20 protein-coding genes, 1 tRNA gene and 3 pseudogenes are annotated in these 26685 nt (G+C 56.0%); 14 read left to right on the plus strand and 10 right to left on the minus strand.

Annotated features, from left to right (window positions below):
- Positions 1-7 precede the first annotated feature (7 nt).
- The 4 genes from NE547_RS10030 to NE547_RS10045 all read right to left on the minus strand — a co-directional run bounded on the left by NE547_RS10030 (position 8) and on the right by NE547_RS10045 (position 7807).
- Positions 8-3757, minus strand: a complete 3750-nt coding sequence (locus NE547_RS10030) for a diguanylate cyclase domain-containing protein (RefSeq protein WP_256175755.1) — start codon at positions 3755-3757, stop codon at positions 8-10.
- On the minus strand, positions 3757-4113 hold the full coding sequence (locus NE547_RS10035) for an Hpt domain-containing protein (protein ID WP_186908637.1): 357 nt from the start codon (positions 4111-4113) through the stop codon (positions 3757-3759). The genes NE547_RS10030 and NE547_RS10035 overlap by 1 nt, the downstream gene beginning before the upstream one ends.
- Before the next feature lie 2 nt (positions 4114-4115).
- Positions 4116-6737, minus strand: a complete 2622-nt coding sequence (locus NE547_RS10040) for a response regulator (protein WP_256175756.1) — start codon at positions 6735-6737, stop codon at positions 4116-4118.
- A gap of 143 nt (positions 6738-6880) precedes the next feature.
- Complete coding sequence (locus NE547_RS10045; protein WP_256175757.1) at positions 6881-7807, minus strand: DDE-type integrase/transposase/recombinase; 927 nt, start codon at positions 7805-7807, stop codon at positions 6881-6883.
- Between the two features lie 222 nt (positions 7808-8029).
- Between NE547_RS10045 and NE547_RS10050 the strand changes: the two genes are divergently transcribed.
- The 4 genes from NE547_RS10050 (at position 8030) to NE547_RS10060 (ending at position 10040) form a co-directional block, all read left to right on the plus strand.
- On the plus strand, positions 8030-8209 hold the full coding sequence (locus NE547_RS10050; RefSeq protein WP_186908886.1) for a hypothetical protein: 180 nt from the start codon (positions 8030-8032) through the stop codon (positions 8207-8209).
- A 44-nt stretch (positions 8210-8253) separates the two neighbouring features.
- Entirely contained in the window at positions 8254-8664 is a 411-nt protein-coding gene (locus NE547_RS18610) for a transposase (protein WP_370866841.1), read from the plus strand.
- A gap of 5 nt (positions 8665-8669) precedes the next feature.
- Complete coding sequence (locus tag NE547_RS18615) at positions 8670-9029, plus strand: transposase (RefSeq protein WP_243204857.1); 360 nt, start codon at positions 8670-8672, stop codon at positions 9027-9029.
- A 237-nt stretch (positions 9030-9266) separates the two neighbouring features.
- A complete protein-coding gene (locus NE547_RS10060) occupies positions 9267-10040 on the plus strand; it encodes a hypothetical protein (protein ID WP_186908884.1) in 774 nt (257 codons plus the stop codon).
- A 49-nt stretch (positions 10041-10089) separates the two neighbouring features.
- Here NE547_RS10060 and NE547_RS10065 read toward each other — a convergent pair whose 3' ends face one another.
- A complete protein-coding gene (locus tag NE547_RS10065; RefSeq protein ID WP_186908883.1) occupies positions 10090-11871 on the minus strand; it encodes a Na/Pi cotransporter family protein in 1782 nt (593 codons plus the stop codon).
- Between the two features lie 279 nt (positions 11872-12150).
- Between NE547_RS10065 and sigK the strand changes: the two genes are divergently transcribed.
- The 4 genes from sigK to NE547_RS10085 all read left to right on the plus strand — a co-directional run bounded on the left by sigK (position 12151) and on the right by NE547_RS10085 (position 16889).
- On the plus strand, positions 12151-12804 hold the full coding sequence (gene sigK / locus NE547_RS10070) for an RNA polymerase sporulation sigma factor SigK (protein ID WP_186908882.1): 654 nt from the start codon (positions 12151-12153) through the stop codon (positions 12802-12804).
- A 240-nt stretch (positions 12805-13044) separates the two neighbouring features.
- Positions 13045-14877 carry a DNA/RNA helicase domain-containing protein gene (locus tag NE547_RS10075; protein WP_186908881.1) on the plus strand — a complete coding sequence of 611 codons (1833 nt, stop codon included), beginning with the start codon at positions 13045-13047 and terminating at the stop codon, positions 14875-14877.
- Positions 14878-16557, plus strand: a complete 1680-nt coding sequence (locus tag NE547_RS10080) for a DNA/RNA helicase domain-containing protein (protein WP_256175763.1) — start codon at positions 14878-14880, stop codon at positions 16555-16557. It begins immediately after the preceding gene.
- Entirely contained in the window at positions 16554-16889 is a 336-nt protein-coding gene (locus NE547_RS10085) for a nucleotide pyrophosphohydrolase (RefSeq protein WP_186908879.1), read from the plus strand. Before NE547_RS10080 ends, NE547_RS10085 begins: the two co-directional genes overlap by 4 nt.
- A 74-nt stretch (positions 16890-16963) precedes the next feature.
- On the opposite strand, the pseudogene NE547_RS10090 reads toward NE547_RS10085, so the two are convergent.
- Positions 16964-18259: pseudogene (locus tag NE547_RS10090) on the minus strand (FAD-dependent oxidoreductase).
- A 127-nt stretch (positions 18260-18386) separates the two neighbouring features.
- Here NE547_RS10090 and NE547_RS10095 point away from each other — a divergent pair.
- Entirely contained in the window at positions 18387-18863 is a 477-nt protein-coding gene (locus NE547_RS10095; protein ID WP_186908878.1) for a TspO/MBR family protein, read from the plus strand.
- Positions 18864-18996: 133 nt separating this feature from the next.
- Here the strand turns inward: NE547_RS10095 and NE547_RS10100 are convergent.
- Positions 18997-19286, minus strand: a pseudogene (locus NE547_RS10100) (type II toxin-antitoxin system YafQ family toxin).
- Between the two features lie 166 nt (positions 19287-19452).
- Positions 19453-19614: pseudogene (locus NE547_RS10105) on the minus strand (type II toxin-antitoxin system RelB/DinJ family antitoxin); the annotation flags it as partial.
- A 194-nt stretch (positions 19615-19808) separates the two neighbouring features.
- Between NE547_RS10105 and NE547_RS10110 the strand changes: the two are divergent.
- Entirely contained in the window at positions 19809-20084 is a 276-nt protein-coding gene (locus NE547_RS10110) for a hypothetical protein (RefSeq protein WP_186908877.1), read from the plus strand.
- A gap of 288 nt (positions 20085-20372) precedes the next feature.
- Positions 20373-21992, plus strand: coding sequence for a recombinase family protein (locus NE547_RS10115; RefSeq protein WP_256175766.1), 1620 nt, complete (start codon positions 20373-20375; stop codon positions 21990-21992).
- Between the two features lie 348 nt (positions 21993-22340).
- Here NE547_RS10115 and NE547_RS10120 read toward each other — a convergent pair whose 3' ends face one another.
- Both NE547_RS10120 and trmB read right to left on the minus strand, forming a co-directional pair.
- On the minus strand, positions 22341-23762 hold the full coding sequence (locus tag NE547_RS10120; RefSeq protein WP_256175768.1) for an MATE family efflux transporter: 1422 nt from the start codon (positions 23760-23762) through the stop codon (positions 22341-22343).
- Positions 23763-23976: 214 nt separating this feature from the next.
- Positions 23977-24663, minus strand: a complete 687-nt coding sequence (gene trmB / locus NE547_RS10125) for a tRNA (guanosine(46)-N7)-methyltransferase TrmB (RefSeq protein WP_186908875.1) — start codon at positions 24661-24663, stop codon at positions 23977-23979.
- Positions 24664-25264: 601 nt separating this feature from the next.
- Here trmB and NE547_RS10130 point away from each other — a divergent pair.
- From NE547_RS10130 to NE547_RS10140, 3 genes are all read left to right on the plus strand, one after another.
- A tRNA-Pro gene (locus NE547_RS10130) sits at positions 25265-25340 on the plus strand.
- A 329-nt stretch (positions 25341-25669) separates the two neighbouring features.
- Positions 25670-26302: a DUF2971 domain-containing protein gene (locus NE547_RS10135; protein ID WP_256175770.1), complete on the plus strand. Its 633-nt coding sequence runs from the start codon at positions 25670-25672 to the stop codon at positions 26300-26302.
- Entirely contained in the window at positions 26290-26604 is a 315-nt protein-coding gene (locus NE547_RS10140) for a hypothetical protein (protein WP_256175772.1), read from the plus strand. Before NE547_RS10135 ends, NE547_RS10140 begins: the two co-directional genes overlap by 13 nt.
- Positions 26605-26685: the final 81 nt, after the last annotated feature.

Here is a 26685-nt window from a genome sequence, read left to right on the forward strand (position 1 = left end):
GTCCCTCCTATCGTTCCGGGTCACAGGTCTTTTTATAACGTGTGATATCATGGCAGCTGATCAGGCAGGCCTCCCGCCCGCTCCAGCGGATCAGCGATGCGTCCGCCAGACTCCACACATCCAGGACGGGATTATAAAACTCCACCGTGCGGTTCACATCCCTCCGGATGTCCCGGGCCGGACAGTTCCCGCAGGGCGCGTCCCGATGGAGGAAGGCCTGATAGCAGCGCAGCCCCTCCGCTGCCTGCGCCGCTACGGCGCGGGTCTTGGCATTGATAAAGAGCATCTCATAGGTATCCGGGTCGATGACGTAGATCCAGGAATTCTGGTTGTCCAAGGCAATGCGCAGGTCCCGTGCCCGCTCCTCCGCCTGCTGCTGGGAGCGCAGCTTCAGCAGGAATACCGAGAGAAAGCCGGCGATATGGGTGAGCGCATCGATCTGCTCCTGGGTCCAAAGGCGGCTTCCGACGCATTCGTCAAAGCCCACGTAGCCCCGAAACACGCCGTTGTCCCGAATGGCGCACTGGAGCAGGGATTTGACATCCTGCGCTTCCAGGATATCATACTGGCATTTGGGAAGACGGGTCACATCCGGGCAGTAAAACACACCGTGCTCGTCAAAGTTCTCCTCATAGCGCCCGCCCAGATCCCGCTGATACTCGATATGCTGCAGACGGTCGATCTGGGGCTCGACGCCCTCGCTGCACCACTCGAAGGTATTCCGGCAGGCCCGGTTGTCCGGGGTGTTTTCAAAGATATATGTCCGGCTGACGTTGAACCGGCGGCCCACCAGCGCCAGGATATCTTGGACCGTGTTCTCCACATCCCCCGACTCATACAGGCGGCGGAAGGCGTATTGGACCAGCCCATCTTCCGCCGTACCGGGACGCCCGCCGGAATCGATGCGCTCGCCGACGGCCATGAGGGGGGCTCCAGGCTGCTGGAAGCCGGCGTCCTTCTGCGCGCGGTAAAGCTCATAACAGTTCTTTCCACGGCGTTTGGCCCGGTACAAAGCTTGGTCGGCCCGCTGAAACAGCTCCTGGAAGGCGGCGCCGTGCTCCGGTGAAAGGGCCGCCCCCACCGAGCAGGACAGGGACCAGCTGACCAGCTCTTTCTGGAACATCCCCTGAAACGCCTCGATCAAGCGCCCGCAGCGCTCCTCGACCAGCTCCTTGTCCGGGACCCGTTTCAAAAACACCAGAAACTCGTCCCCGCCGATGCGGGAGACGATGTCGTCCGCACGGAAAAGCCCGCGGATCTCCTCCGAGAGCCGGGCGAGGACCGCGTCGCCGAACATATGGCCGTAGCTGTCGTTGACCTGCTTGAAATTATCTACATCGATGATGAGCAGCGCGGCGCGTTCTCCCTCTGCCTCGGATAAATATGCCTCAATCCGGCGGCGTGCGGAATTTTTATTGAGCAGCCTGGTCAGCCCATCCCGCTCCGCCTTGTCCCGCAGGGCCTGATTGGCCCGCTTCTCCCCGTCGATATCCATGACCACGCCCACTACCTTGATGGGGCGCCCGTCCTCCCTCTGCTGGGCGGTGGCACGGATGCGGCACCACAGATAGCGTCCGTCCGCCTTGGCGATGCGCAGCTCCATCTCCTCGTAATGAGCGCCGTCCATCAGGGCGCGCAACGCATCCAGAAACACCGGGGCATCCTCCGGATGGATATGGGACGCCTTGGGGATCGCCTCTCCCACGCCGCCTGTCATGGGCGCGTAACCGAAGCGTTCCTTCCAGTTGGGGGAGTAGCTCACCGTTCCGCCCGCCACATCCCACTCGAAGATGATATCGTTGGTCTGGGCCAGAATGATCTGATGCCGCTCCAGGGAAAGCCGCAGCTCCTCCTGCGCTTTCTTGGTCCGGCTGATGTCCACCAGCACGCAGTAAAGATACTCTACACCATCCGCTTCGGTGACCATACGGCTTTTCTCCAGGACCCAGATGACCTGCCCGTCCTTCCGGACCAGGCGGTATTCCAGTTCCACGCCGCTTCCCAGCGTCAGCTGTTCTCTGGTCCGGCGGCGCACCTCCGCCCGGTCCTCCGGGAGGATCAGCCCGGTCAGGCGGTTCTGGAAGCGCTGTTCCAGCTCCGCCGGCGTATAGCCCACCAGGGCGGAAAAGTTTTCGCTGACCCCCATGAGCGTAAACCACCGGTCATTTCGGCAGCACTGGACGCCGCTCCACAGGCTGCGCAGGGCTGTCTCCCGCTCGCGGGTGTCCTCCGCTTCCGCTGTTTCCGCCTCCCGCCAGACCGCCAGTCCCTTGCGGGAGTGCAGATCATCCACGTCGATACGCAGCAGGGTGGCCTCGTACCAGCGGTAATCGCCGATCATGGCGCTGTAGACCCGATAGCGGTGCCTGTACTTCATCAGCCCCTCGGCAAAAAACTCCTCGCCGCTGTTTTTCAGAAATTCCAGCACCCGGGCGCGGTCGTCCGGATGGACCGCCCTTTGGACCAGATTGCGCATGGACTCCGCAAAGCTCGCCCCGGAGCGCAGCAGCGCAAAATCCGGATTGGGATCGTAGACCATGTGGTAGACCCCCTGATCCAGATCCACCTCTACTACGGTGGCGTTCACATAGCGCAGCAGCGTCAGGTATTTGACCTGGGCGGTCTGCAGCATATCCAGCCCCCCGGCGTGCGGGACGGAGACGTCGTGCGGCGTGAGGGGTCCTCCGCCTGTGGCGGGAGGATCGTCGGTATAGGTGCAGGCCAGCGCCGCAAACGCATCCCGCAGATGCTTGAAGCACTCCAGCAGCTTAGGGGAGAAGCTGCCGCACGCTCCGTTCAAAATCATATTCATGGCCTGCTCATGGGAGCAGGCGTCTTGATAGCCCCGGTCGGTGGTCAGTGCCTCGTAAGCGTCCGCCAGGCCTACCGCCTGCGCCCAGAGTGGGATACGCTCCCCCCGGAGTCCGTCGGGATATCCCTCGCCCTCCCACCGCTCATGGTGATAGCGGCAGATGTCCCAGGCATAACGCAGGTATTCCCGGTCGCCCATGCCGTCCAGCTGCTCCAGCATGCGGCAGCCGATGGCGGAATGGGTCTTCATCACCTCGAATTCCTCCGGCGTCAGCTGGCCCGGCTTGTTGAGGATAGCGTCCGGTATGGCGATCTTGCCGATGTCGTGCAGCGCGGCGGCGGCGGAGATAACGGCGATCTTCCGCCCGTCCAGTTGGTACTCCGGACAGCTGCGCGCCAATTCCTCCAGCAGCAGCTTGGTGAAGCGGCGGATCCGCAGGATATGCCGGCCTGATTTTGCGCCGCGGTATTCGATGATGGAGGACAGCGTGTCTACCATGACCTCGTTGGACTGCCGGAGCGCGTTTGCCTGCTCTTCCGCCAGCTCCTCCAGGCACCGCTTGTAGCGGCTGAGTTCCACCAGATTGCGCACCCGCCGCCGGACGGCGCAGGGTTCAAACGGTTTGACGATAAAATCCGAGGCGCCCAGTTCGAACGCCCGCGCCGCGCGCGCGGCGGAATCCTGAGCTGTGATGACCACCACCGGCGTTTCAGGCAGAACTCGTTTGGCCCTCATCTCGGCGAGCACCGGGAAACCATCCTTGGCCGGCATGAGCAGATCCAGCAGCACCGCCGCGATCCGGGTGTGATTCTCCTCCAGCAGCAGCAGCGCCTGATCGCCGTTTTCCGCTTCCAGCAGATTGTACTCCTCTTGAAACAGTTCCCGCAGAACGGCGCGGTCGGCCTGCTGGTCGTCCACCAGGAGCAGGGTATCTCTCGGCTCCATCAGACGCCGCCTTTCAGCGCGCCGCACAGCGCCCGATAGACCCCGGCCAGCTCGTTGTAGCTGGCCCGCGCTCCTGCTGTGTCTCCGGCGCGCAGCTGCTCCACCATTCTGCAGCAGCACTGACACAGACGCCCCATTCCCAGATTTCCGGAGATGCCCTTGAGCGTGTGAACGGCGATCAGCGCCGTATCCCAATCCGCCCCGTCCAGCGCACGACCCAGTATTCCAAAATTGTCGTCCTCCGGAAACCGCATCAAAAATTTCTCGAGGAGCTCCGTATTGCCCGCCATGCGCCGCAGCGCGTCCGGAAGGTCGATGCCCGCATTCTGCAAAGCGTCCCATCGGTTCTGCTCCATACTCACTCCTCCTTGTCTCCTCTGAAATAGGCATCCAACAGGGCATACAGCGCTTCCGCGTCGATGGGCTTGGCCACATGCTCGTTCATGCCTGCGGCCTTGGCGGCTGCTACGTCTTCCGCAAAGGCGTTGGCTGTCATGGCAAAAATGGGGATACACGCCGCGTCCGGCCTGGGACAGGCACGTATGGCCCGGGCCGCTCCGTGTCCGTCCAGTACCGGCATCTGCACATCCAGCAGGATCATATCATAGGTGCCGGGCGGCGACTGCGCGAACGCCCGTACTGCGGCGCGCCCCTCGGAGACCTGGTCTACCGCAGCGCCGGCAGACTCCAGCAGCGCTGCGGCGATCTCCAGATTCAGCTGGTTGTCTTCCGCCAAAAGGATGCGGCGGCCTGTAAAATCATAGCGGCCGCAGCGCCGGGCCGGTGCTGGGGGCGTTTTGCCATGCCCCGCCGCCTCCCGCAGCGCACGATGGAGATTGGACGGAAACATGGGCTTGGACAGGAAGGCGTTTACACCGGCCGCACGGGCCTGCGGCTCGATGCCGCTCCAATCGTAGGCGGACAGGATGATGATCAGCAGGTCCGGCCCCACCCGCTCACGGATGCGGCGGGCCGTTTCAATCCCGTCCATGCCCGGCATCTGCCAGTCCAGAATACACACGTCATAGTCCGTCCCGTCCGCACAGGCCCACAGAATTTCCTCCACCGCCTCGGCGCCGGAGAGGACCCAGCGTACCGACATGCCCATTCGCTCCAGCAGCAGGGCCGCATGCTCGCAGGTACCCCTGTCGTCATCCGCCACCAGGACCCGCAGATCCTTCCGTTCCCCGGATTCCACCGTGCAGCAGACGCTCTGGTCGGGTTCAAAGGGCAGCTCCACCTGAAAAACGCTGCCCTTGCCCGGGGCGCTCTTCACCCGGATGTTCCCTCCCATCAGGGTGACCAGGTTCCGAACGATCGCCAGCCCAAGGCCGGTGCCCCCCTGCCGCAGGACTCCGGCATGGGGGTCCTGTTCAAAGGGAAGGTACATCCGCTTTTGGAACCCCTCGTCCATGCCGATACCGGTATCGCTGACCGTGAAACACAGCTGACGGTAGACGCCCTGCTGCCCGGTCTGCCCCACCTCCAGCCGGACCCGGCCGCCGGCGGGGGTGAACTTCACCGCATTGGACAGCAGGTTATGCAGGATCTGATTCAATCGGACCTGGTCTCCAATCAGATGCTCCTCGCTCAGATCGCTGGTCAGCGCGAACTGTACGCCGCGGCTGGCGCACTGGCTTTCGTAGACTGCGCCCAGCTCCGTGAGCAGGCGGGCCAGGTTGAAGGGCTCCCGGGTAATGGAAATCTTCCCGCTCTCGATGGCGGACATATCCAGCACATCGTTGATAATGCTCAGAAGGTATTTGGAGGAATAGGCAATTTTGGTCAGGCACTCCTCCGTCTTGGCGCGGTCATCCGGGTCGGCGGCGGCGATGGCCGTCATACCGATGATCGCATTCATGGGCGTACGTATCTCATGGGACATACGGGAAAGAAAATTACGCTTGGCCGCGTTGGCCTGCCGGGCGTTCTCAAGGGCGTCACGCAGCGTCTGCTGGGTCCGGCGCTCCTCGGTCTGATCCTCCAGCTTGGCGATATACCGCTCCACCCCGCCGTCCTGCAGGACCGGGTAGACCTGCAGCAGCATCCACTGCTCCCGCTTCGTCTTCGGGTTCATGATCCGGCATTCCCGCTCCACAGGCTTCTGCAGGACCGTCCCCCGGAAGATCGCTTCCACCATGCGGAAGCTCTCCTGATCGGCGAACATCGCCCGCCGCTTGTCCGGGTCCCGCAGCAGCTCCTCCTCCGTCAGGCCCAATACCCGCTCGGTGTTGCCGCTGAGGAATTCACTCTCCCGCCGCGTTGCGTGATAGATGTATACCACATCGTCGATCGTCTCCGTAAGCAGGCTGAACAGCAGCTCCCGTCCTTCCAGCTCCCGGCTTTTCTTTTGGATCGAACGATAGTACAAAACGGATACCGTTAGGATGAAAAGCGTCATGACCGCCGCCAGGATCACGACCTTTCGGGTGGTATGGTCGCACTCCCGATCCATCTCCCGCACGGCTGCGGTGCTCCACACCATGACGACGTTGGAGTCCTCCATGAACTGGTCATACAGGGGCGCCAGCTCCTCCTCCAGCAGCCGTTTTGCCTTCTGAGCCTCGTATTCCTCATGCTCCAGCAGTTCCTGCTGAAGGACGACGATCTGCTCTGCCGCGTCTTTCAGCACATCCACGTCCTCCGCGGGGCCCAGGTAATGTCCCGCGATGTAATCCAGGCTCTCTTCCAGCTCCGGCATGGCCTCCTCCACCAGAGTACGCACTGCCGCGTAATCCTTCGCTCCCCGGCGAATGGCCAGCCGGTTCATCCCCTGACGCATCAGCGATACTGCATTGGTGGCCCGATTGATGTGCTGGGCGTTGAGATAAGGGTACTCATACAATGCGCTCAGGTCCTGGTTCATGCTGAGGATCGTGGAGGTCGAAAGTACGGCAAACAAAAGCGCCAGCCCGCAGACCAGTACAGGCCACACAATATTGATCCGCTCTCCGCCGTTTTTCCATTTCCTGTTTCTCATGGCGCTTTCCCTCATTAATTGAAACGCTGCAACGGTGTGACAGGCCCGCAAGCCGTATGGATCACTATAATTATACTTCATCCCCCCATTTCCGTCAAATAAAAGCATACTGCGCCGCGCGCCGGTACATTTTTGTAGGTTAGTCAAACATATTGGACGGCGAACTCTGCGGGAGAAAGCCAGTGAAGGGGCCTCATGGGGAAGTTGATGGAGCGGCGGTTGTGGACAGCAAGTTGTTTGGCGAAGTCATCCAGCGAGTAAAAGTTGTGGCAGGAGTAAAACCGTTTCTGGTCCTCCCGGTGGCTGCGTTCCACCTTGCCGTTGTGCCTGGACGTGTAAGGGCGGATGAGCTTATGGCGGGTACCCGGCAGGGCAGCTGTTTGTTCGAATAAAGCAGGCAGATCCCGTTTGCTGTTGGAAAAACGGTTGGTGAACTTAAAACCATTGTCTATCTGGACACATTCCACCCGGATTTTTCTGCGGGCATACCATTTGACCAACTTTTTCAGGAAATCGGCAGAGGAATAAGTGGACTGCTCCGGATAAGCCCCCAGGAAACGCAGACGGGTGAACTCGTCAATAGCCGTATATTGGAACAGGCGAAGCTCCTGGTCTGCAATACACCTGCGGGGCACTACCTTCACATCTACCGGTACCCGTTGCCCTGGGTACGTCATCTGCTCATAGGGCTTTGGCTTGTAGACTGGTTTCTTCTCGGCCTGCGGGAACAGCCCCAGCTTGCGCATGACCCGGAACAAGCTCTCCGGGCGGCGGGTATAGCCCCGCTTCCGCAGACGGTGCCACAGTTCCACCATGCCCAGTTCGGGATTGCGGCGGCGCATATCCCGGATCAGCTTCAGCTCCGCCTCCGTGTGCTGATTGGGATGGCTGTGCGGGCGTCTGGACGGGCAGGCCAGGGACTGCACCGTCCCGTCCCAGCGGGTCTTCCAGAAGCAGATGTACGACCGGCTCCTGTTGTACTTCCGGCCGGCTCGGCTCACACCATATTTTCCCGCGTATTGCATCAGGGATTGCCGATACGCCATGTCTTGTGTTATACGCTTGCTCATGAAGGATATGGCCTCCTCTCGTCAAGTTGTTGTGTGGTAACTCAACTTTATCCGATGAGGCCATTTCCTTCATCCTTTTTATTCGACTGTCCAATATGTATTGTACTCTTACAGCTTAAAATCTCTGGCATTTTGACCATACATTGAAAATAGTTTACCTGCATGATAAAATACATGCAGGTATTCAAAAGCAACAAATTCTTTTTTGTAAAGGAGATCGTTATGAAAGAGCAAATAAAAGGCATAGTACTTGTGCTTTTTGGGATTTTACTCTGTTGTGCAAGCGATGAATTGAACAGCACTATATTTGGAAGTATTGCTGATCTGCCAGTTGCTCTGTTGGGAGTGTTGATCGGTATTGTGGGAGTTTTCTTTGCTTTTAGAAACACGAAAGATAAGTAAGAACCCGTATTCACAACAGGCGATGCAAGCAGTAAAATAAACACATGAAAAGAAGCGATAAAGTGCGGCAGGCGTACCCGAGCGACCTGACAGATGCACAGTGGGCAGTGATAGAACCACTCTATTCCGGGATGCGAACGTATAAGTGGAGCAAGCGGGAATTAACAAACGCAGTGCTGTATTTTGTGAAAACAGGGTGTCAGTGGCGGCACCTGCCGCACGATTTTCCACCCTATTCGACTGTGCACAGTTTCTACCGGCGTGCCCGTCTGAGTGGGCTGTGGGAGAAGATACTGCGGCACTTGGTCAAAATATCCCGGGAGAGAGCCGGGCGCAAAGCGGTGCCAAGCTATGCGATCATTGATTCCCAGAGCGTCAAAACGACCGGCGCGGCAAAGGAACGCGGGATAGACGGTGGAAAAAAACGAAAGGCAGGAAGCGGCACATCGTCGTAGATACATTGGGAAATCTGCTGGCGGTGGTGGTGCATGCCGCAAATATCCACGATACAAAGGCTGGGATCATGCCTGCAAAGCAGGCATGTAAGAGGTATCCATCCATTGAGCGCTTTTGCGCCGATGCGGGATACCGGGGGACTTTTACGTTTGATGCCAGTCAGACTCTGGGGCGTGGTGTTGATATTTCTGAGAAAATCAAGCCTCACGAATGGGAGAAGCTTCCCTGGCGCTGGATCGTGGAACGTACGCTTGCCTGGTTCAATCATTCCCGCCGCCTCAGCAAGGACTATGAGATACTGACCGCTTCTGCCGAAGCAGTCAGTATGATTTCTCATGCCCACACCCTCCTCAATCGCTTGTGAATACAGGTTCTAAAGTAAATCCGTTTGTAGGGGTAGCTTCGGTTTTGAAGCTACCCCTGTTATTTCGACGAAAGGTGCTCTAAATGCACAAATAAGGTAAAAGGGATCCATCGCATTCCATCTTGCAAAGCGGCACGTTTTCTGTTAGAATGTATGAGATTGATGATTTCCGGCCGCACCGCGCTTCGCTCGCGGCGACGGCAAAATTAAGGCATCCCAGCCACAGGAGATGGATACATGAACAAGAAGGAACAGCAAATGCAGCGTGAGCGCCAGGAGGACGTGGTCCTGAACAAGGTCCTTTGGTGGATCGTGGGCGCGGTGGTCCTGGAGTTTCTGCTCCTGCTGCTCAATCGTTTCTACAGTTACTACACCCCCGACGGCATTGCGCTGGCCCAGGCCCTGCGTACGGTATTCACGGTCCTTGGCATCGTGCTGCCGCTCTGCTTCCTTGCACTGCTGGCCTGGTACCGGTCTGCCCGGCGCAGCGGAAAGGGTACCCGTCTTTCTGGTGCGCTGACCCTGATCGCTTTAGCGCTGGCGGTCTGCGCGGTGGTCATCGCGGTGTTCCGCGCCTCCGGCATCCAGTTCCTTTACATCGCCGTCCCGGCGGTGGCGGTTCTGGCGCTGATCTACTACCTCTATCAGCATGAATTTTTCCTGATTGCCGTGCTCAGCGCTCTGGGGATCCTGGCCGTCCATCTGGTGCCCCGGGCCGATCTCTCCGCCCTGATCGCCTATGGTTACGCGGTGGCGCTGGCGGTCATTCTGGCGGCTGCTCTGCTCTTTTCCCGCAAGCTCCAGACCAGCGGCGGCATACTGAAGCTGGGCGGCAAGGAACTTCGCCTGTTCCCCAAAAACGCCAACTACGCCATGCTCTATGTGACGTGTATCGTGGTGGCCGCCGTACTGGTGGCTGCGCTTCTGCTGGGAAGCCTGCCGGTCCTGTACGGCGTGATGGTGGCCTGGCTGCTCATCATGGCGGTCTATTACACGGTGCGCCTGATGTAACCGAATAAGAAAACAAGCGCCGGAGCGTTTCGCTCCGGCGCTTGTTTTCTTATCTGGTCTCTTCCTCGATCGGTACGTAATACTTGTCGCGGTACTGCTGAAAGAGCTGATCGAACTCCCGGTCGGAACCGTGGTGCAGCTCCCGCATGTAAGCGTGGGAATCAATACGGACGATATCGTCCTTGGAGGCGGTCTGCCGTACGATACGCAGGGCCACATTGGAACAATGGTCGGAGATCCGTTCCAGATTGATGAGCAGCTCCAGGAACTGCGTGCCCAGCTCAATGGTGCACTCGCCGTCTTTCAGGCGCTCCACATGCCGGTTTTTCAGATCATCCGCGATCAGGTCCACCACTTCCTCCAGCGGCTCCACCTGGATCGCCAGGTAGCGCTGCCGGGTCTCGTAACACGCCATGGTCTTATCCATGGTCTCGATCACCGCATCGGTGAGCCCGTCCAGCTCCGCCTGGGCCTGAACGGAAAAGGCGATGCCGCGCTCGTGCAGGATCACGGCGCTCTCCGATACGTTCACCGCATAGTCTCCGATCCGTTCAAAGTCGGACAAGGTATGCAGCAGTTCGGAGACTTTCATGCTTTCTTCCGATGTCAGCGCCCGGTCGGTGAGCTTGACCAGATAGTTATCCAGAAGTCCCTCCAGCTTGTCCAGCGCGGTTTCCGTCTCGTTGAGCCGCTCCAGCTTCTTGGCGTCGAAGCGCTTGATGAGCTCCACCGACAGCTTCAGATTGTCCCGTGCGAAATCCCCCATCTGCACCACCGCGTCATGGGCCTTCTCCAGAGCCAGCGACGGAGAGGCGAGAAAGCGGTCGTCCAGTACGGAGAGCTCGCGCTCGTCGGTATCCCCGGGAACCAAATGTTCGACCAGCCTGACCAGCTGCTTATGGAAGGGCAGCAGCAATACCGTACAGCCCAGGTTGAAGCCCAGATGCAGGTTGGCAATGGAACCGCGGTCCATCACGTTCTCCCAGAACGGGAAGTGAAACAGCGCGTTTCCGCCGTAAAGAAGCGCCATAAAAACGATGGTGCCGATGATATTGAACGACAAATGCAGCGCCGCAGTGCGCTTTGCGTTTTTGGAGGCCCCAATGGCCGACAGCAGCGCGGTGATACAGGTGCCGATATTCTGCCCCATGATCAGAGGCATGGCGATGTTGAAGGAGACGATGCCCGTGGTGCTGACCGCCTGGAGGATGCCCACCGAGGCGGACGAGCTCTGGATCAGGGCGGTGACCAGCGCCCCTACCATCACCCCCAGCACCGGGTTGGAAAACGCCACGAAGAGGCTTTGAAACTCCGGCATCGCCTGCAGGGGCGCCACGGCATTCTCCATGGTCTTCATGCCGATGAACAAAAGGCCCAGACCCAGCACGATCTGGCCGATGGTCCGCTTCCGCCCGCCCTTGATGAACATGTAAAACAGGATGCCCACCGCCGCCAGGATCGGCCCCAGAAAAGCCGGCTTGAGCAGCGTCAGCAGAAGGTTGTCGGAGGAGATATCCCCCAGGCTCAGCAGCTGCGCCGTCACGGTGGTGCCGATATTGGCGCCCATGATGATGCCCACCGTCTGACTGAGCTTCATGATCCCGGCGTTGACAAAGCCGACACACATAACCGTGGTGGCCGCCGAACTCTGGATCAGTCCGGTGACCACCGCGCCCAGCAAAACGCCTTTGAAGACATTGCTGGTCAACCGCTCCAGCACATTTTCCAAACGGCCGCTGGAGAGCTTCTCCAGGCCGTCCGTCATCGTTGACATACCGAACAGGAAGGTTGCGATGGCGCCAAGCATGGCGACTACGTCCGCAATACTCATGTTCTTCCCCCAAATCTGACTGCCTTGTCAAATTTCTTCTTTCCCCTGCACATTTCAAACCAAAATAAATTATAGCCGCTGCACGGCGATTCGTAAATGCCCTGGACAGACTTTTTGCAAATTTGACGTTTACCCCAAAAGTCCGCGCAGGATTTCCGTCATTTTTGTCGAGGTTTGGGGAATCGGCCGCCGTCAGCGGCGCTGCCGAATTTCAAAGGAATCCCCGGGTATAAAGACAGGCCCGCCCGGAATAGTCTGTCGATACGGAGGTGTGGCAAGATGTTGACTGCCTGGGTCCTGCTCATGCTGAACAGCCTTTTTTTTACCCTGCGCCTGTCCGGCGGCGGAAGCGGAGGCTCCTTTCCCCGCCCGCTGAAGGCGGAGGAGGAACGCGCCTATCTGGACCGCTTCGCCAAGGGAGATATGGACGCCCGCAATAAGCTGATCGAGCATAATCTGCGTCTGGTGGCGCATATCATCAAAAAATATTATACCCAAAACGGGGATCAGGATGATCTGATCTCCATCGGAACCATCGGTCTGATCAAGGGGATCAACACCTTCAAGCCGGACAAGAATGTGCGCCTTGCCACTTATGCCTCCCGATGTATCGAAAATGAGATCCTGATGCATTTTCGTTCTCAGCGTAAGCTGCAGGGCGAAGTATCCCTATCGGACTCCATTGACGGGGAAGGCGAAGGCAGTTCCCTGTCTCTAATGGATGTCATTTGTGTGGACGATGATATGCTGGAAGAGCTGGACGCCCGCGACGCCTGTCTGAAGGTACGGCAGTGCGTGACGCAGTGTCTGGAAGAACGGGAAGCCAAAATCATTATCCTCCGATACGGCCTGAATGGCCGCCCCCCGCTCACCCAGCGCGAGATCGCCGCCCAGTGCGGGATTTCCCGCTCTTATGTATCGCGCCGGAACTAATGTAAGTGAAACCAGAAAAGCCTTGTGGGACAAGGGTTCCTGGCTTTGCTCGCGGCGGGAGCCGCGCCGCAGCTATTGTAAGTTCTCGTGATTTTTATATAAAAAACTGAGCTGCCATCCATCTAAAATCACAAGGTTGGTCGTCCAAAAAGTAAAATCCGCAGCGTGATGTTCAGATCGCCTTCTTCATGCTATAATGAGGACAAACAGTTGAGACACACAGGAGAGCGAGGCGGTTTTATGGAGCACCCAAACGGCTGTTATGCAGCAACGGTCGCGGCACTCAGCCATATGACCGGCAGGGAGATCGCCGACCAATTAAAGGTGCGGCAGGAGGATCCGTCGGAGCGTGAGTACCGCTCTTGGTGTAATTCCATCCCCATTCTGGTGGATGTGATCCATCGTGCCGGACTGGACGAGCTGACGCTGATCCTGGAATATCAGACTCCCATTGGCAGCCGGATCGACGCTGTGCTGCTGGGAGAAGGGAGAACGACCGGAAAACCGTTGGTGCTGGTCATAGAGCTCAAGCAGTGGAGCGCCATTGAAGAGAATACGGCAGGGCGGGAAAGCAGCGTCTGCATCTGCCTGTCCCGAGCGGAAAACCGCTTTGAGGAACGGCTCCATCCTGTCCAACAGACGCTGACCTACGCCAAGCACCTGCGGATGAACCATAGTAATGTGGCGGATGGGAAGATGGATGTGCGGTGCCGCCAATTCCTTCATAATTTTGAGGATAAGGAGCAGCTCTTCCAGGGCGGTTATCAGGCATATGAGGCGCTGCGGCATGAGACCTACACAAAAGGTGCGGAGGCGCTGCTGGCTGCAGACTTGAACAGCCTGTTTTCCCCTGATCCAAGACCGGACGTGGTGGAGCAGTTTCTTACCGGCGCCTATGTTTTGGGCCAGATTGGCTTTCAGGATTTAGGGAATGTATTGGCAAGAAGAGAAAACGCGGCAATGCTGGACGACCAGATCGAGGTCAACCGCAAGATCTGCAGTATGATCGATCAACTCCACAGTCCGCAGTTCGGCAAGCATCTGCTGATCATCTCGGGCCCGCCGGGGACTGGGAAAACCGTAGTGGGATTGCACGCCATTTACGCCTATTGCCTGAAATACGGCCCTTCATGGCAGAACCGGGGCGGATGCATCTTTGCGCTGCCCAGGAGCCGTACACTCTCCCTGGTCATTGCGGGCGCCTCAGGTGTACCACCCGCCTATCTGGACGCGGTCCCGCCGGGACGGGATCTGGTGGTTGTGGATGAAGCCCATCGGATTGAGCAGTTGGAAGCCACCATGACCAGTCTGTTCCGGAAGGCCAATATGGTGGTGGTGCTGCAGGATGACCGGCAGCGGATCCGGCTGACGGAGGAGGGGACGGTGGAGCATTTCCGGCAGTTTGCCCAGGAGCACGGCATTCCCTGCACCGTCTTTTCCCTGGCATCTCAAAAGCGGGCGGGGTATCTGGGCAGCTATGTCTCTGATTTGGACAAGCTGTTCTATGGCCGGCAGGAGCAGCCTTTGAAGCGGCAATCTGCACTGGAGCTGTGCTGCTGGGATGACCTGAACGATCTGGACAGGCGTCTCCACGGCCTGTTGTCAACGGGCCGTCATGTAAAATGGTATGCGCCCTTTTGCTGGGAATGGACACGTGATACGAAAAACAGGGACATTAAGATTGCGCAGGCGACGGGAGATTTTGAGAAGCCGTGGAATCCATTCCCCAGAGAAGAGCAATACAACTGGTATGCAGGAGAAAAAGAGGAATATCTGGACCAGGTGGGCTGTATCTACACCGCACAGGGATTGGAGTTTGACGATACCGGTGTGATCTGGTGGGACGACCTGCGCTGGGATAAAGACATCCACAATTGGCGCATCGATTTGAGCAGCAACTGGGATACACAGTTCATGGCCGCCATCCGAAACAGCCGGGCCAGCGAGCGGGAGATCGTGGAACTGGTACTGAACACCTATCGGGTGCTGCTTACCCGGGCCAAGGGCAGTGTCCATATCTGGTTCCGGGACCGGGAGACGAGAGAACATGTGAGAAAGGTGATGGGATTTTAAATGGCAGGCAAGAAATATGGGGTCATCCACCTTTCTCTGCTGGCAGAGGATCTGGACACCGGTCACTGCAGCGAAGAACAGAGGACGGTTTTAAAGCACGGGCATGTGATCTACATCTATTATGGGCGGCGGTCGTTTTATGTTGGACAGACAGACCGGTTTTTAACGCGGCACGATGAGCATATGGCGGAAGTGGAAACAGATTACCGGCAGTTCGAGAAAGCAGCGATTCTCTTTGGCCAGTATGTGGATGGAAATTCCCAAAACGACCTGGAGGCGCTGCTGATTACATATCTCACAGCGGATCAGGAGAATTTGCCGCGAAAGGAAAAGCGGGTCTGCCGGAATAGGACCCAGGGCAATCGATTCGTCGATTATCCCTATCGGGAAGATGTGCTGACACAGGTGCTGACGCCGTTCTGGGAACAGGAACTGTACAAAGCCGGGCTGGTGCATCAAAAGTCACTGGATGGTCTGCGCAACAGCATTCTGTTCAAGTATTCTCCCTTTACGGAGCTGTCCGAGGAACAGTCTGCACTGATCCATGAGATAGAAGAGGACCCCAGAAGCGTTCTGATCGAAGGGACGGCGGGAACGGGAAAGACCGTGGTACTGACCAACCTGGCGGCCCGACTTTGCAAACATCATAAATGGAATGTCGGTGTGGTGGTGAAAGCCAACTGGGTCAAGACCGCCCGCAGCATTTTTCGGGCCTATGGTCTTGGGAAAAATATTGAGGTTGGGACCGCTTATCAATTGATCCGGCAAAAGAAGCGCTTCCATATCCTTTTGGTGGATGAGGCCCACCGGCTGCGATGGAACAGCCCCAAACAAAATCATTTGACCACAGGGATTTTTGATTCGAACGATCCCCGAAAGAATGAATTGTTTTTGCTGGGAGAAATGGCGGAGCGACTGGTGCTGTTCTATGACTCCATTCAGGCGATCCGCCCGTCGGATATTCCGTACCGGGATTTCCAGGATTATATTCAGGAAAAGGGTATGGAACGGCGCATGCTCACCAGGCAGTTCCGTGTGCGGATTCAGGACAAGAATGCGACCTACACGGCGGATGATTACATCAATGGGATCTGTTCCTTCCTGCAGATCAAACAGGATGCATTTGATCCCTGTGTATTTCAGAATCCATCCAAGGACGCCTATTTCGGCGTCGTGGATTCCATTCATGAACTGTTTGACTATGTAGATGAACGGCGGCAGTATCATCCGAAAGCCCAGTGCAGGGTGTTGGCCGGGTATGCCCGCCCCTGGGGGAGCCGCTATCAGCCGGGGCATAAGAATTATGCGGAATTTGACTGGGTGGAGGATGAAGAACATCGCTGGAAGTGGAATTCCACTCATGAAAACTGGATCGCATTACCGGGAAGTGAAGATGAGCTCGGGTCGATCCATGCCATACAGGGCGTGGACCTGGATTATGTGGGGGTCGTGATCGCGAAGGATCTGGCCTGTCAAAACGGAAGGGTGTCGGCAGTAAAGGAACACTATTTTGACACCAACGGGACACCGCCGAAAGAGAGCTTTTCCCTGGCGGAACTCAGCGCATATGTGAGGCAGATCTATTATGTGCTCCTGACCAGGGGCATCAGCGGGATCAGGGTCTATTTTGAGGACCCTGCTTTGAAGCGGCATTTTATGGAGGTCGTGGGACGGGCATGAAACAAGAGACGATACAGGCGGTCAATCAATTTCGGGACGAGCGGCACTGGCGGCAATTTCATAACCCCAAAGACCTGGCCATCTCCATCTCCCTGGAGGCGTCGGAGCTATTGGAACTATTTCAATGGAAGACCAATGAGGAGGTCGTAGGGGTCAAGGCTGAACAACTGCAGGAGGAGCTGGCGGACATCCTCATCTATGCTGCTATGCTGGCAGATGATCTGGGATTCGACTTTGACGAGATCGTGATGAAGAAGCTGGAAAAAAACAGCCGGAAATACCCTGTGGAAAAAAGTATCGACCGCAAAGACAAATATACCGAACTGGGATAAAATTTGGATCCCCCGTTTATGTGCTGAAATTTGCAAATAAACGGGGGATTTTCATTGAAATAGCTGCCACTGCCTCACGATTTCAGATCCCCTGTAGCGGGGCCGTCGATGCGCTTGCCGTCCTCCGAAAAGCGGGAGCCGTGGCAGGGGCAATCCCAGGTGTGCTCCTGGGGATTCCACTTCAACGCGCAGCCCAGGTGGGGGCAGCGTCTTGTAGTGGGCGCCAACAGGCTGACCATGGCTTCCCAGCCATTGACAGCCTGTTGGGGGCGGAGGATCGTGCGGGAAGGCGAAAATACTTCTGCAAAAGGATGCTTCTTTCCCTGAACGAGATCGCTTAAAATCATAGCGGATACCATGGAGGAAGTCATTCCCCCACTTGTTGAAACCAGTGGCCACATACGGATCTGATGTGGAAGCGGAGTAAGGGCCAATATAAGGTGCTCCGTCCAGACTCATACAGTCCTGTGTAGCCCAATGGTATTTCTCTATGGCGTGCGGGCAATGCTTTGCGGCAAAGTCCCGCAGCGTCCGCCAGCCGCCCTGCTTTCCAGTGCGGTGGCCGCCGCCCACCAGCAGAATACCTCCGTGGTTGCGGAAGGAGAGGCCATCCTCCGCCTCGTCAATATGCATGCCGTCTACATTTGCGGCATGCTCCAGAGCGATCACATAGGAACGGCGCTGGTATAGCTTCAAAAAATAACTGCCGTGCTTGTTGCGGAAAGGAAAGTGGGTGGCCACGATGATTTTCTTTGCGCGGATCCTGCCCCGGTCAGTGACCGCCGTGGTGCCGGTCAGTTCCCGCACCGGGGTGTGCTCGTAGATGTGCAGGCCCTTGAAAAGGGCGGAGACGAATTTCAATGGGTGGAACTGGGCCTGGTTTGAAAATTTGACGGCGCCTGCCGTGGGAAAGTGGAGGGGCAGGTGGTCGGCAAATTCCGCCCCGCCTCCCAGCCGCTCCAGGGCCCTCAGCTCCGCCTCCAGTGCCTCCCGGTCGTCCAGGGAGTAGACATAGGCGGACTTCTCCTCAAAGTCACAGTCAATATGGCGGCACAGCGCCCGGTAGTTCTGGAGGACCGCCTCGTTGGCGGAGAGATACTGCCGCGCCCGGTCAACGCCAAAGGTCTGGATGAGCTTGTGGTAGATGAGTCCGTGCTGACTGGTCAGCTTGGCGGTGGTGTTCCCGGTTGCCCCGCTGCACAGGGGGTCGGCCGCCTCCGCCAGCACATAGGAGATCCCGGCCTGCTGGAGCATCCACGCGCACAGGATGCCCACTATGCCCTGCCGATGATCCGAATGTCCGTCATCTCGTCGCCCTCGAGCCGCCCGAAGTTCGGACGCGCCCAGGTCTGTTCCCAGAGTGATTTCATACGATTCCTCCCAAAACATACGCTTGGACATAGTGTGGTCGAAATGGAAGAAAGTATGGCCTGGAGGAGCTGTTTCCGGCGTATAGAAGCACCTGGAGGCGCATAGGCTATTTCGGGGTGATGGTGTATGAAAAAACCTTCATGGAAAACATATGCGCTCTGGATTGTGGGCGTGGAGGCAGTAGGGGCGCTTTCCGGCTTTCTCACCCGGGATGGTGCGGAGGTTTACAGTGAAATGATCCGGCAGCCGCCGCTTTCGCCGCCGGCCATCGTCTTTCCCATTGTCTGGAGCATTCTGTTCCTGCTCATGGGCGTCAGCGCCGCCAGAATCTATGCGGCACCGGCATCGCCTGACCGCACCCGGGGGCTGCGGCTCTTTGCAATCCAGCTGGCGTTCAACTTCTTCTGGAGCATCATTTTCTTTAATCTCCAGAACTTCGGCTTTGCATTCCTTTGGCTGGTGGTGCTGTGGGTGCTGATTCTCCGGATGATTTTCACTTTCCGCAAGACTGATTCATTGGCGGCGTGGCTGCAGGTGCCCTACTTCCTGTGGGTGACCTTTGCGGCCTACCTGAATCTGGGCGTGTGGATGCTCAATCGGTAATAGAACGGGACAGCCATCCTTATGACCGGTATGCCCTTTGACGAGCAGCTGGATCAATGAGAAGAGAGCACAGAGGAGCGTAACATGGTCTTGCCATGGTACGCTCCTCTGTGCTTTGTAAAACCGTGTCAACTTATTTGCCAAACAAATCGCTGTGGCTCCCTGTGCGGGTCAGGGTCAAAACCAAGACATCATTCTCCACCCGGTAGACTAGGAGCCAATCCGGAAGGATGTGGCATTCCCGGTGGCCCACCCAGCTGCCGGTGAGGGCATAATCCTTGTTTTTTCCGGCAACGGTTCCCCCGCAGCCAGAAGTGCAACGATGTGCTCCAGCAATTCAATTTTCAAGCCACGCTTGATGGCCAGCTTGTAATCCTTCCGAAATTGCGTGGTGAACTTTACGGCATATTTCGTCTGGCTCATTTCTTTAAGGCATCACCGCACAATTCTCCACGCACGTCTTGGCGGCCGATTTGCCCCACAAATGCGTTGCAAAACCTTGCAATACACAAAGTATTCCTGCGGTTTTGCGCCTTTTTGCGGCACAAATTTTCGCGCCAATCCGCACGCGTTGAATGATGCGGTAATGCCTTAAATCCGCAAACAACTCGTCCATATCGCTGTATCCCATTACAGACGGGTCCTTCGCAATCCTTTCCGCCTCCAGCATAGCGGCAATCGTCTCCTTGTTTGGCTGATTCAAATTGATCTCAAAGGGAATTCCGCCCTCCCGAATGGACTGCCTTACAAAGCGCTATGGTCCATATAGAAAATCTGTGAAATACAGCTTGGACTTAGGATGGGTGCGCTCTATCCTATTGAGCTACTGGCGCATATGCAGAATTTATTCAATTGTGTGACCTCGGCGGCCAAGAACCCGCCAAATGTTAGGAGCACAGCGAACGATTCATAAATAATAAAGGAGGATAGAAAAGCTCGAACTCCATGTTTTATCAGGCAGCATTACGCTTCCGTTTTTTTGAAGCAATGTCTCAGCGAATGCCGATTGCGACGATCAACAAACTTTGCCGGGCCCTGGAGGATCTATATGGAAGGGATCTAAAGACGGAAGCTGCGATTCTTCTCTATTCCCTGATTTCACTGTCTGACATACAACGCCCACAGATGTTTCGGGAAATTCAAGGGGACCTTTCTCTGATGAAAGATTTTGCGGGCGAAGTGCTGACAGATTTGGGGGAGATCCTCGACGAATATCTGTAAACTGTGAAGGTATGTGCCAAGCCGATGGGCTTGGTTTTTTTATACCTAAATTTTAGGACAAGCAAATCCTCTTTCTTGCAAACATAAGAATAGAGAAAGTATGTGAGAGGAGTGATCTGATTGAAAAGGCAAGCGGTACAGGTGCGATATGAGTTCTGTAAGGAAGAGGATGCGAGAGAAATTTTTCTGCGATCCTTTCGACTTTTCCTTACCCGGAGCCTTGCGCAAGAATTTCATAGCGCGGTACAATAGGCTTGATGAATGGCAGCTTATCTCAGGAGGTAGCAAATGTACTTAGAGATAAGCAATCCCATGGACTACCATGCGGCTTTATACATCAGACTATCAAAGGAGGATGAGAGCGAAGGTCCATCTCAGAGCGTCCAGAACCAGGAATCCCTGCTGCGGGAGTTCGTGCAGCAGCATAGGCTGAGTGTCTACGATACCTATGTAGATGACGGCTGGAGCGGCACGAATTTTGACCGCCCCAGCTTCCAGCGGATGATCGCTGACATTGAGGCCAGGAAGGTCAACATGGTCATCACCAAGGACCTCTCCCGCCTGGGCCGCGACTACATCATGACCGGCCACTACATGGAGCGGTACTTCCCGGAGCACCGGGTGCGGTACATCTCCCTGCTGGACGGCATCGACACCGGCGTGGACTCCACCGCCAACGACATCACGCCCTTCCGGGCCATCATGAACGACATGTACGCCAAGGACATCTCCAAGAAGATCAAGAGCGTCAAGCGGGATAAGCAGCGGAAGGGGCAGTTCATCGGCGGAAAGCCGGTGTACGGCTACAAGATGCATCCCACGGAGAAGAACAAGATCGTCATTGACGAGGAAGTGGCTCCCATTGTGCGCCGGGTTTTTGCCTTGGCCCTGAGTGGGATGAGCTGTCGGAACATCGCGGTGCTCCTCAACCAGGAGGGGATACCTACCCCGGCCACCTACGCCAATCTGCCGGTGGCAAGGCCCGGTCCCTACACCGGTCTGTGGAGCAGTGAGCGGATCTCCGACATGCTGCAGAACGAGACCTATATCGGCAATATGGTCCAGGGGCGCAGTGTGAAGATCAGCTATAAGTCCAAGAAGTGCCTGAAACAGGGCCCAGCCAACTGGGTGATCGTAGAGGGGACCCATGAACCTCTGGTGGATGCGGAGACCTTCCGCAAGGTGCGGATGCTGGTCAACAGCCGCAAGCACACCCGGAGCCGGACCTACGACTTCCTGCTCAAGGGACTGATCTTCTGCCACGAGTGCGGTTACCCACTGGCGGTGCTCAACCGGAAAAACGCCATGGGAGAGGATGTGCTGTACTTTGTCTGCCGCACCTACCAGCGCTTTACCAAAGCGGGCGTCTGTTCTTCTCATTCCATCAAAGAGAAGACGGTGACCGATGCAGTAATTGACAAGGTGCGGGAAGTCTGTCGGGCTTACCTGAACCCCGACGAACTGCTGCCCATGGCCCGGGAAGCCGTGGAGAATTCCAGAAAGCAGAGCAGTCTGGAAACGGAGCTCCAGGCCGTCCAATCCAAAATCGACAGCCTCACCGCCAACCTGGACCGGATGTACACCGACCGGCTCAATGGGCTGCTGCCGGAGGAGGATTTTCAGCGGATCTTCAACCGGGCGAAGCTGGATCGCAAACTGCTGGAGGAAAAGCGGCAGGAGCTGGAGCTGCGCAAAAAAAGCTCTGTCCGCCCTGAGGACCGGGCCAAAGAATTGGTTCAAAGATTCATTGAAACCGCCGGGGAGAGCCGGGAACTGCTGGTCAGCCTCATTGAGCGGGTGGAGCTGACCGAGGACAAGGAAGTCATTATCAAATTCCGCTTCGCCCAGCTGGAGGAAACGGAGGAAAGCCAGATATCGCAAGGGATCGCGCCGTTCCATACGGCGTAAATTTTCGGAGTAAATTGCTTGCAGTAGTTGGAGCGCTATGTATCGCGCATTGAAAAAAGGGCCCTGAAAAAGTTGGAGGAGGCCATCGGCGAACGCTGACCTTCGCCCGGAGCAGAAGAGGGCCCCGTATCTGCCCCTGCACACACGGCGCCCTTCTATTGATCCGCACTTCTCGTCCACGGAGGGTATGCGTTCCGATGAGCGCAAGCCATCCGCAGCCTCCAAACGCCCGCGCGCGCTTTTCCAGGTACCCGCTGCCCTCCTGTGCCGGTTGGTTCGCTACCGCGTAAAGAAACACCCCGTCTCGATACCGGAAGAGACGCCGCTGTTCTGAACGCGCGTCACTCCTCACCTGCCGGAAACACAGCCTGCGTTCCACACGCCGGAAGCGGTCTTGTTTCCGGCATCGATGGCTCCGGCTGGTTCGCCCGGGTGCGGATGAAATGCCATTCCGGCACGACCAGTATCACGGTCAGTCCGAATGCAAGCACGTCTGCAGCCGGCGCAGCCCAGAGCATCCCGGTAACGCCAAACACCTGGGACAGGATCACGATGCCAGGCGCCAAAAAAATCACATCCCGTCACATCCCGCGACAGGGATAGTATCGCGGCCTTTGCCGGCGTTCCAATCGCCTGGAGGAAAATACTGCTGGCCTTCTGGATGCAGGTCAGTAAAATTCCGCCCAAAAAGATGTGGAAGCACAGCTCTGCAAATTCGTTATAGAGCGCGCTCTCACTGCCAAACAGTGCGATCACCGCCTGGGGGTACCGTTCGAAGATCAGCATTGCGATTCCCCCTACCGCGATATTGGCCCGAACGACCAGCTGGCAGGCCGCAAAGGCCCGCCTGTAGTCGTCCACACCATAGTTGAGCCGATGTACGGAAAAGACAACCACGATGCCGAACACCTTCATAACGATTCCTATTACGGACAGCGGGATGTCGGCGCCGTACCGGGAGGCAGGTCCGGTAAGAACGATCATGTTGTTCGCCACACTGATGATAATAACAATGGCCATTTGGGTGATAAAGCTGGAAACGCCCAGCTGGCAGAGCTTCCGCGTCAATCCGCCCTCCAGCCGGAAGCTGGATGCGCAAAACCGAACGGATTTGGGACGCCGGAAATACAAGGCGGTCATACTGCAGGAGGCAATCTGGCCCAAAATTGTGGCAATCGCCGCACCCTTCACCCCCATATCCAACCGAAAAATTGCCACCGGGTCCAAAATCAAGTTTATCACCGCGCCTAAAATGGTAGCGGCCATCGAATAGCCAGGCGCGCCATCGGCCCGGATCGTGGCGTTCATGCCGGAGGAAAATACATAAAATGGAATTCCGGGCAGGATAATATGCATATACTCCCGGGCATAGGGATAGCTGGCCTGCGTCACCCCAAACAATCTCAGAATCGGATCGGTAAAGATCCGTCCCACAATCATCAGCAGGATGCCCGCCGCCCCGGTGAGTACGATTCCGTGGCCGACACACTTGTGCGCATGTTCCGTGTCTCCGCTGCCCAAGGACAGGCTCAATTGAGCGGCACAGCCATCCCCCACCAGCAGCGCCAGCGCCAGGGCGATTACGGTAAACGGATACACCACGTTGGTCGCCGCATTGCCCAGGTATCCCACGCTTTGGCCGATAAAAATCTGCTCTACCATGTTGTACAGCGCCGAGACCAGCATCGACAGCACGCAGGGTACCGCAAAGCGCGGCAGCAGCTTGGCAACCGGTTGTTCGGCCAAATCGGAATTGTTGGTTTCTTGCATTGAGATTCCTCCGCTCTTAGGGTAAGCGCAAAAAAGCAGCGTGTTCCACCGCGGCAATGGCTGCCGGCAGATCACACGCTGCTTTTAGCTGGACTTACATCTACATTTTCTTGTCTGGTGCTATTATAACGCAGAGGCCCCGCCGGATGTAAGCAAAATCGTTTCGTCGAATATGCCAATTTTCAGCGGCAGAAACCGCTTGCGGCAGGACGTTTCACTCATGCTCCAGGTCTTGCGGCGCTGTGCCCTCGCCATCCGCCTGTATCGGTCCCACAGCCGCTACGCAGCGGTTGATCGGAGTTCCCAGACGGTGGAACTTTTCCTCATAATCGGTCATCACGCCGCAGATGCCGCCAGCATGCAAATCCCGAGTGACTTCGGAAAGAATGTAGCCTGACCGCGGGAATTGAAACAAGGACCACTCAAAAAGGTCTCGATTATCCGTCTTAAACTGAATCGTCCCCCCTTCCGGAAGCACCTGACGATAGCGCATCAGAAAATCCGGATGCGTCAGCCGACGCTTGGCGTGGCGGTTGGACGGCCATGGATCACAAAAATTGATGTAGATCAGGTCCACTTCACCAGGAGTAAAGTAACTGGACAAATCAGATGCATCTCCATCTACAAAAAACACATTTTTCAAACCCATCGCACATACCCGCTCCATGGCAATGACCATGGCGTCCGGTACCCGTTCCACAGCGATAAAAAGGGCCTGCGGATTGGATGCCGCCGTCTCCGCTGTGAAGCGCCCTTTTCCGCACCCCAGTTCCAAGCGCAGCTCTTCTGCCTGCGGCATAAGAGTACGCCACCTCCCCCGCTGTTCTTCCGGCTCCCGAATCAACACCCCTGCGCAGCGTTCCATCCGCGGTATTAAATTAGGTTTCTTTCTCATCCTCATTCGTCTTGCTCACCTCGCAGCGATTATCATATCAAATTATTTGAACACTTGCAATCCCACGAAATATCGTCTATAATGGAAAATCGATATTACATTGTTGAAGGCAACGGTGAAACAAGCAAAAGTCAAATATCGGTGTGTTGCGCAGTTGGTAGCGCGCCTGCTTTGGGAGTGCGTAGACCCTATCCATTGGCCGCTCGGACATAAGCCCGGAAGCCCTTGGAACACGGGCGGAAGCGGGATTTACTGTGAGCGCCGAAACCGCTGAACAGGCGGCTTTGACCACATGAATGACCACAGACAGAAAAATATTTCAATCGCACGAGATTCGTGTTATAATGGTTCAAAATCAAATATCCGGGTATAGCGCAGTTGGTAGCGCGCTTGATTTGGGAGCGTGAGGCCCAGGTTCGAGCCTCCGTTCTCGGAAAGCCTTGGGGCAGTTGGGCTGACAGTACTTTCCCCCTCGACGGCAACTGGTCAAAAAACGGCGTTGACCACATGTTTGACCACAATTGGAAAATTTCATAACCGGGTGTAGCGCAGTTGGTAGCGCGCTTGCTTTGGGAGGATACGCCCGGGCAGTCCCACAACTTCATATCGGGGTGTTGCGCAGTTGGTAGCGCGCCTGCTTTGGGAGCAGGAGGCCCGGGGTTCGAGTCCCCGCACTCCGACCAAATTTTGCAGAAAAACCGTCTAAACAGGCGGTTTTTCTGCGTTTTTAGTTCTGTTTTTGCAGTTTGGATGATTGCTGTTTTGAAGCGGTTCCTGGGGCGGAAATGCGGTGGACACACGAACGAGGATAGCCGCCGAAACCGGCCAATCCCTAACCCATCCCTAACGGGGATTATTCTGATTTTCTGCTTCTCCATTGTAAATAGTAGGTATTCTGATATAATGAATTATAAATAGACTTAAAAATTAATTGCACAGACGGTAAGAGTTTCTTGCGTGGCTTTTATTCATAACGGTAATGACGAGTTGCCGTTCTAAGGTTGGTGTAAGTATGAGCAAAGAAGTCAGTACCCTATATCATTATTGCAGTTTAGAAACTTTTTATAATATCATGAAAAACCGTAGCATCTGGCTCTCTGATGTAAGCAAGTCCAACGATTCAAATGAATTAGCATGGGCAACTGAACAGTGCAAATTTGCGGTTATCAGTAAATTCTTGGAATACTCTGACCGTATGAAATCGAATAATGATTTCATAAGCACAAGGTTTAGAGACTTCAATAGAATCACAGATCAATTTGGGTCTATAGACACAAAACAAACGCTTAAATCTTGGGTGTTTTGCCTTTCAGAAAAAGGAGACAATCTTGGACAATGGCGCGGGTATGCTGATGATGGCAGGGGCGTTGCCATCGGCTTTGCCAAAGAATACTTTGCTCCTCAGAATCAGTCAGTAGATTTTAAAGAGGACAAAATGTACTATATGTTTGATCGAATTGAGTATGGTGATTTTAAGGTAGAGCAACTTTTAAACCCTTGTGACATAAACATCTTAGCTTCTTCTTGCGATTACGAGGCATTAGAAAGGTGCTTTAAGCGCTTGATGGCATACTCCATTATATTGGCGCCACTTTATAAAAGTGCAACTTTTGAAGAAAAAAAGAATGGCGCATGGTCTTTTTAGCAAATACAAATGCATTAAAGAGAGGGATGATTCCTTCAACAAACTATATGGACAAACCGGAGCCGATGTTTGATATAATTGATTTCGCTTTTGTTCCAAAGAATAACACACTTGTTTCTCATATTGAAGTGGCACTCAAAGACATAAAGCGCGCTATCACCTCTGTAACTATTGGACCAAAATCCGATTTAAGTGTTTTGGACATTCAGTTGTTTTTGATTTCGATTGGTCTATTGCAAAGCACAGATGATGACTCGAGACCGCCGAAAATTCTGTGTAATCGACGTTCCCCGACAGTATGAAAATCTTCGACTGAGTCAAGAATGAGATCAAACATTCAAGACGAAGGAGACGAAGATTATGCAGTCAGTACCACAGGATTT

Source organism: Flavonifractor sp. DFI.6.63, from assembly GCF_024462255.1.
In the GTDB taxonomy this organism is placed as follows: Bacteria; Bacillota; Clostridia; order Oscillospirales; family Oscillospiraceae; genus Lawsonibacter_A; species Lawsonibacter_A hominis.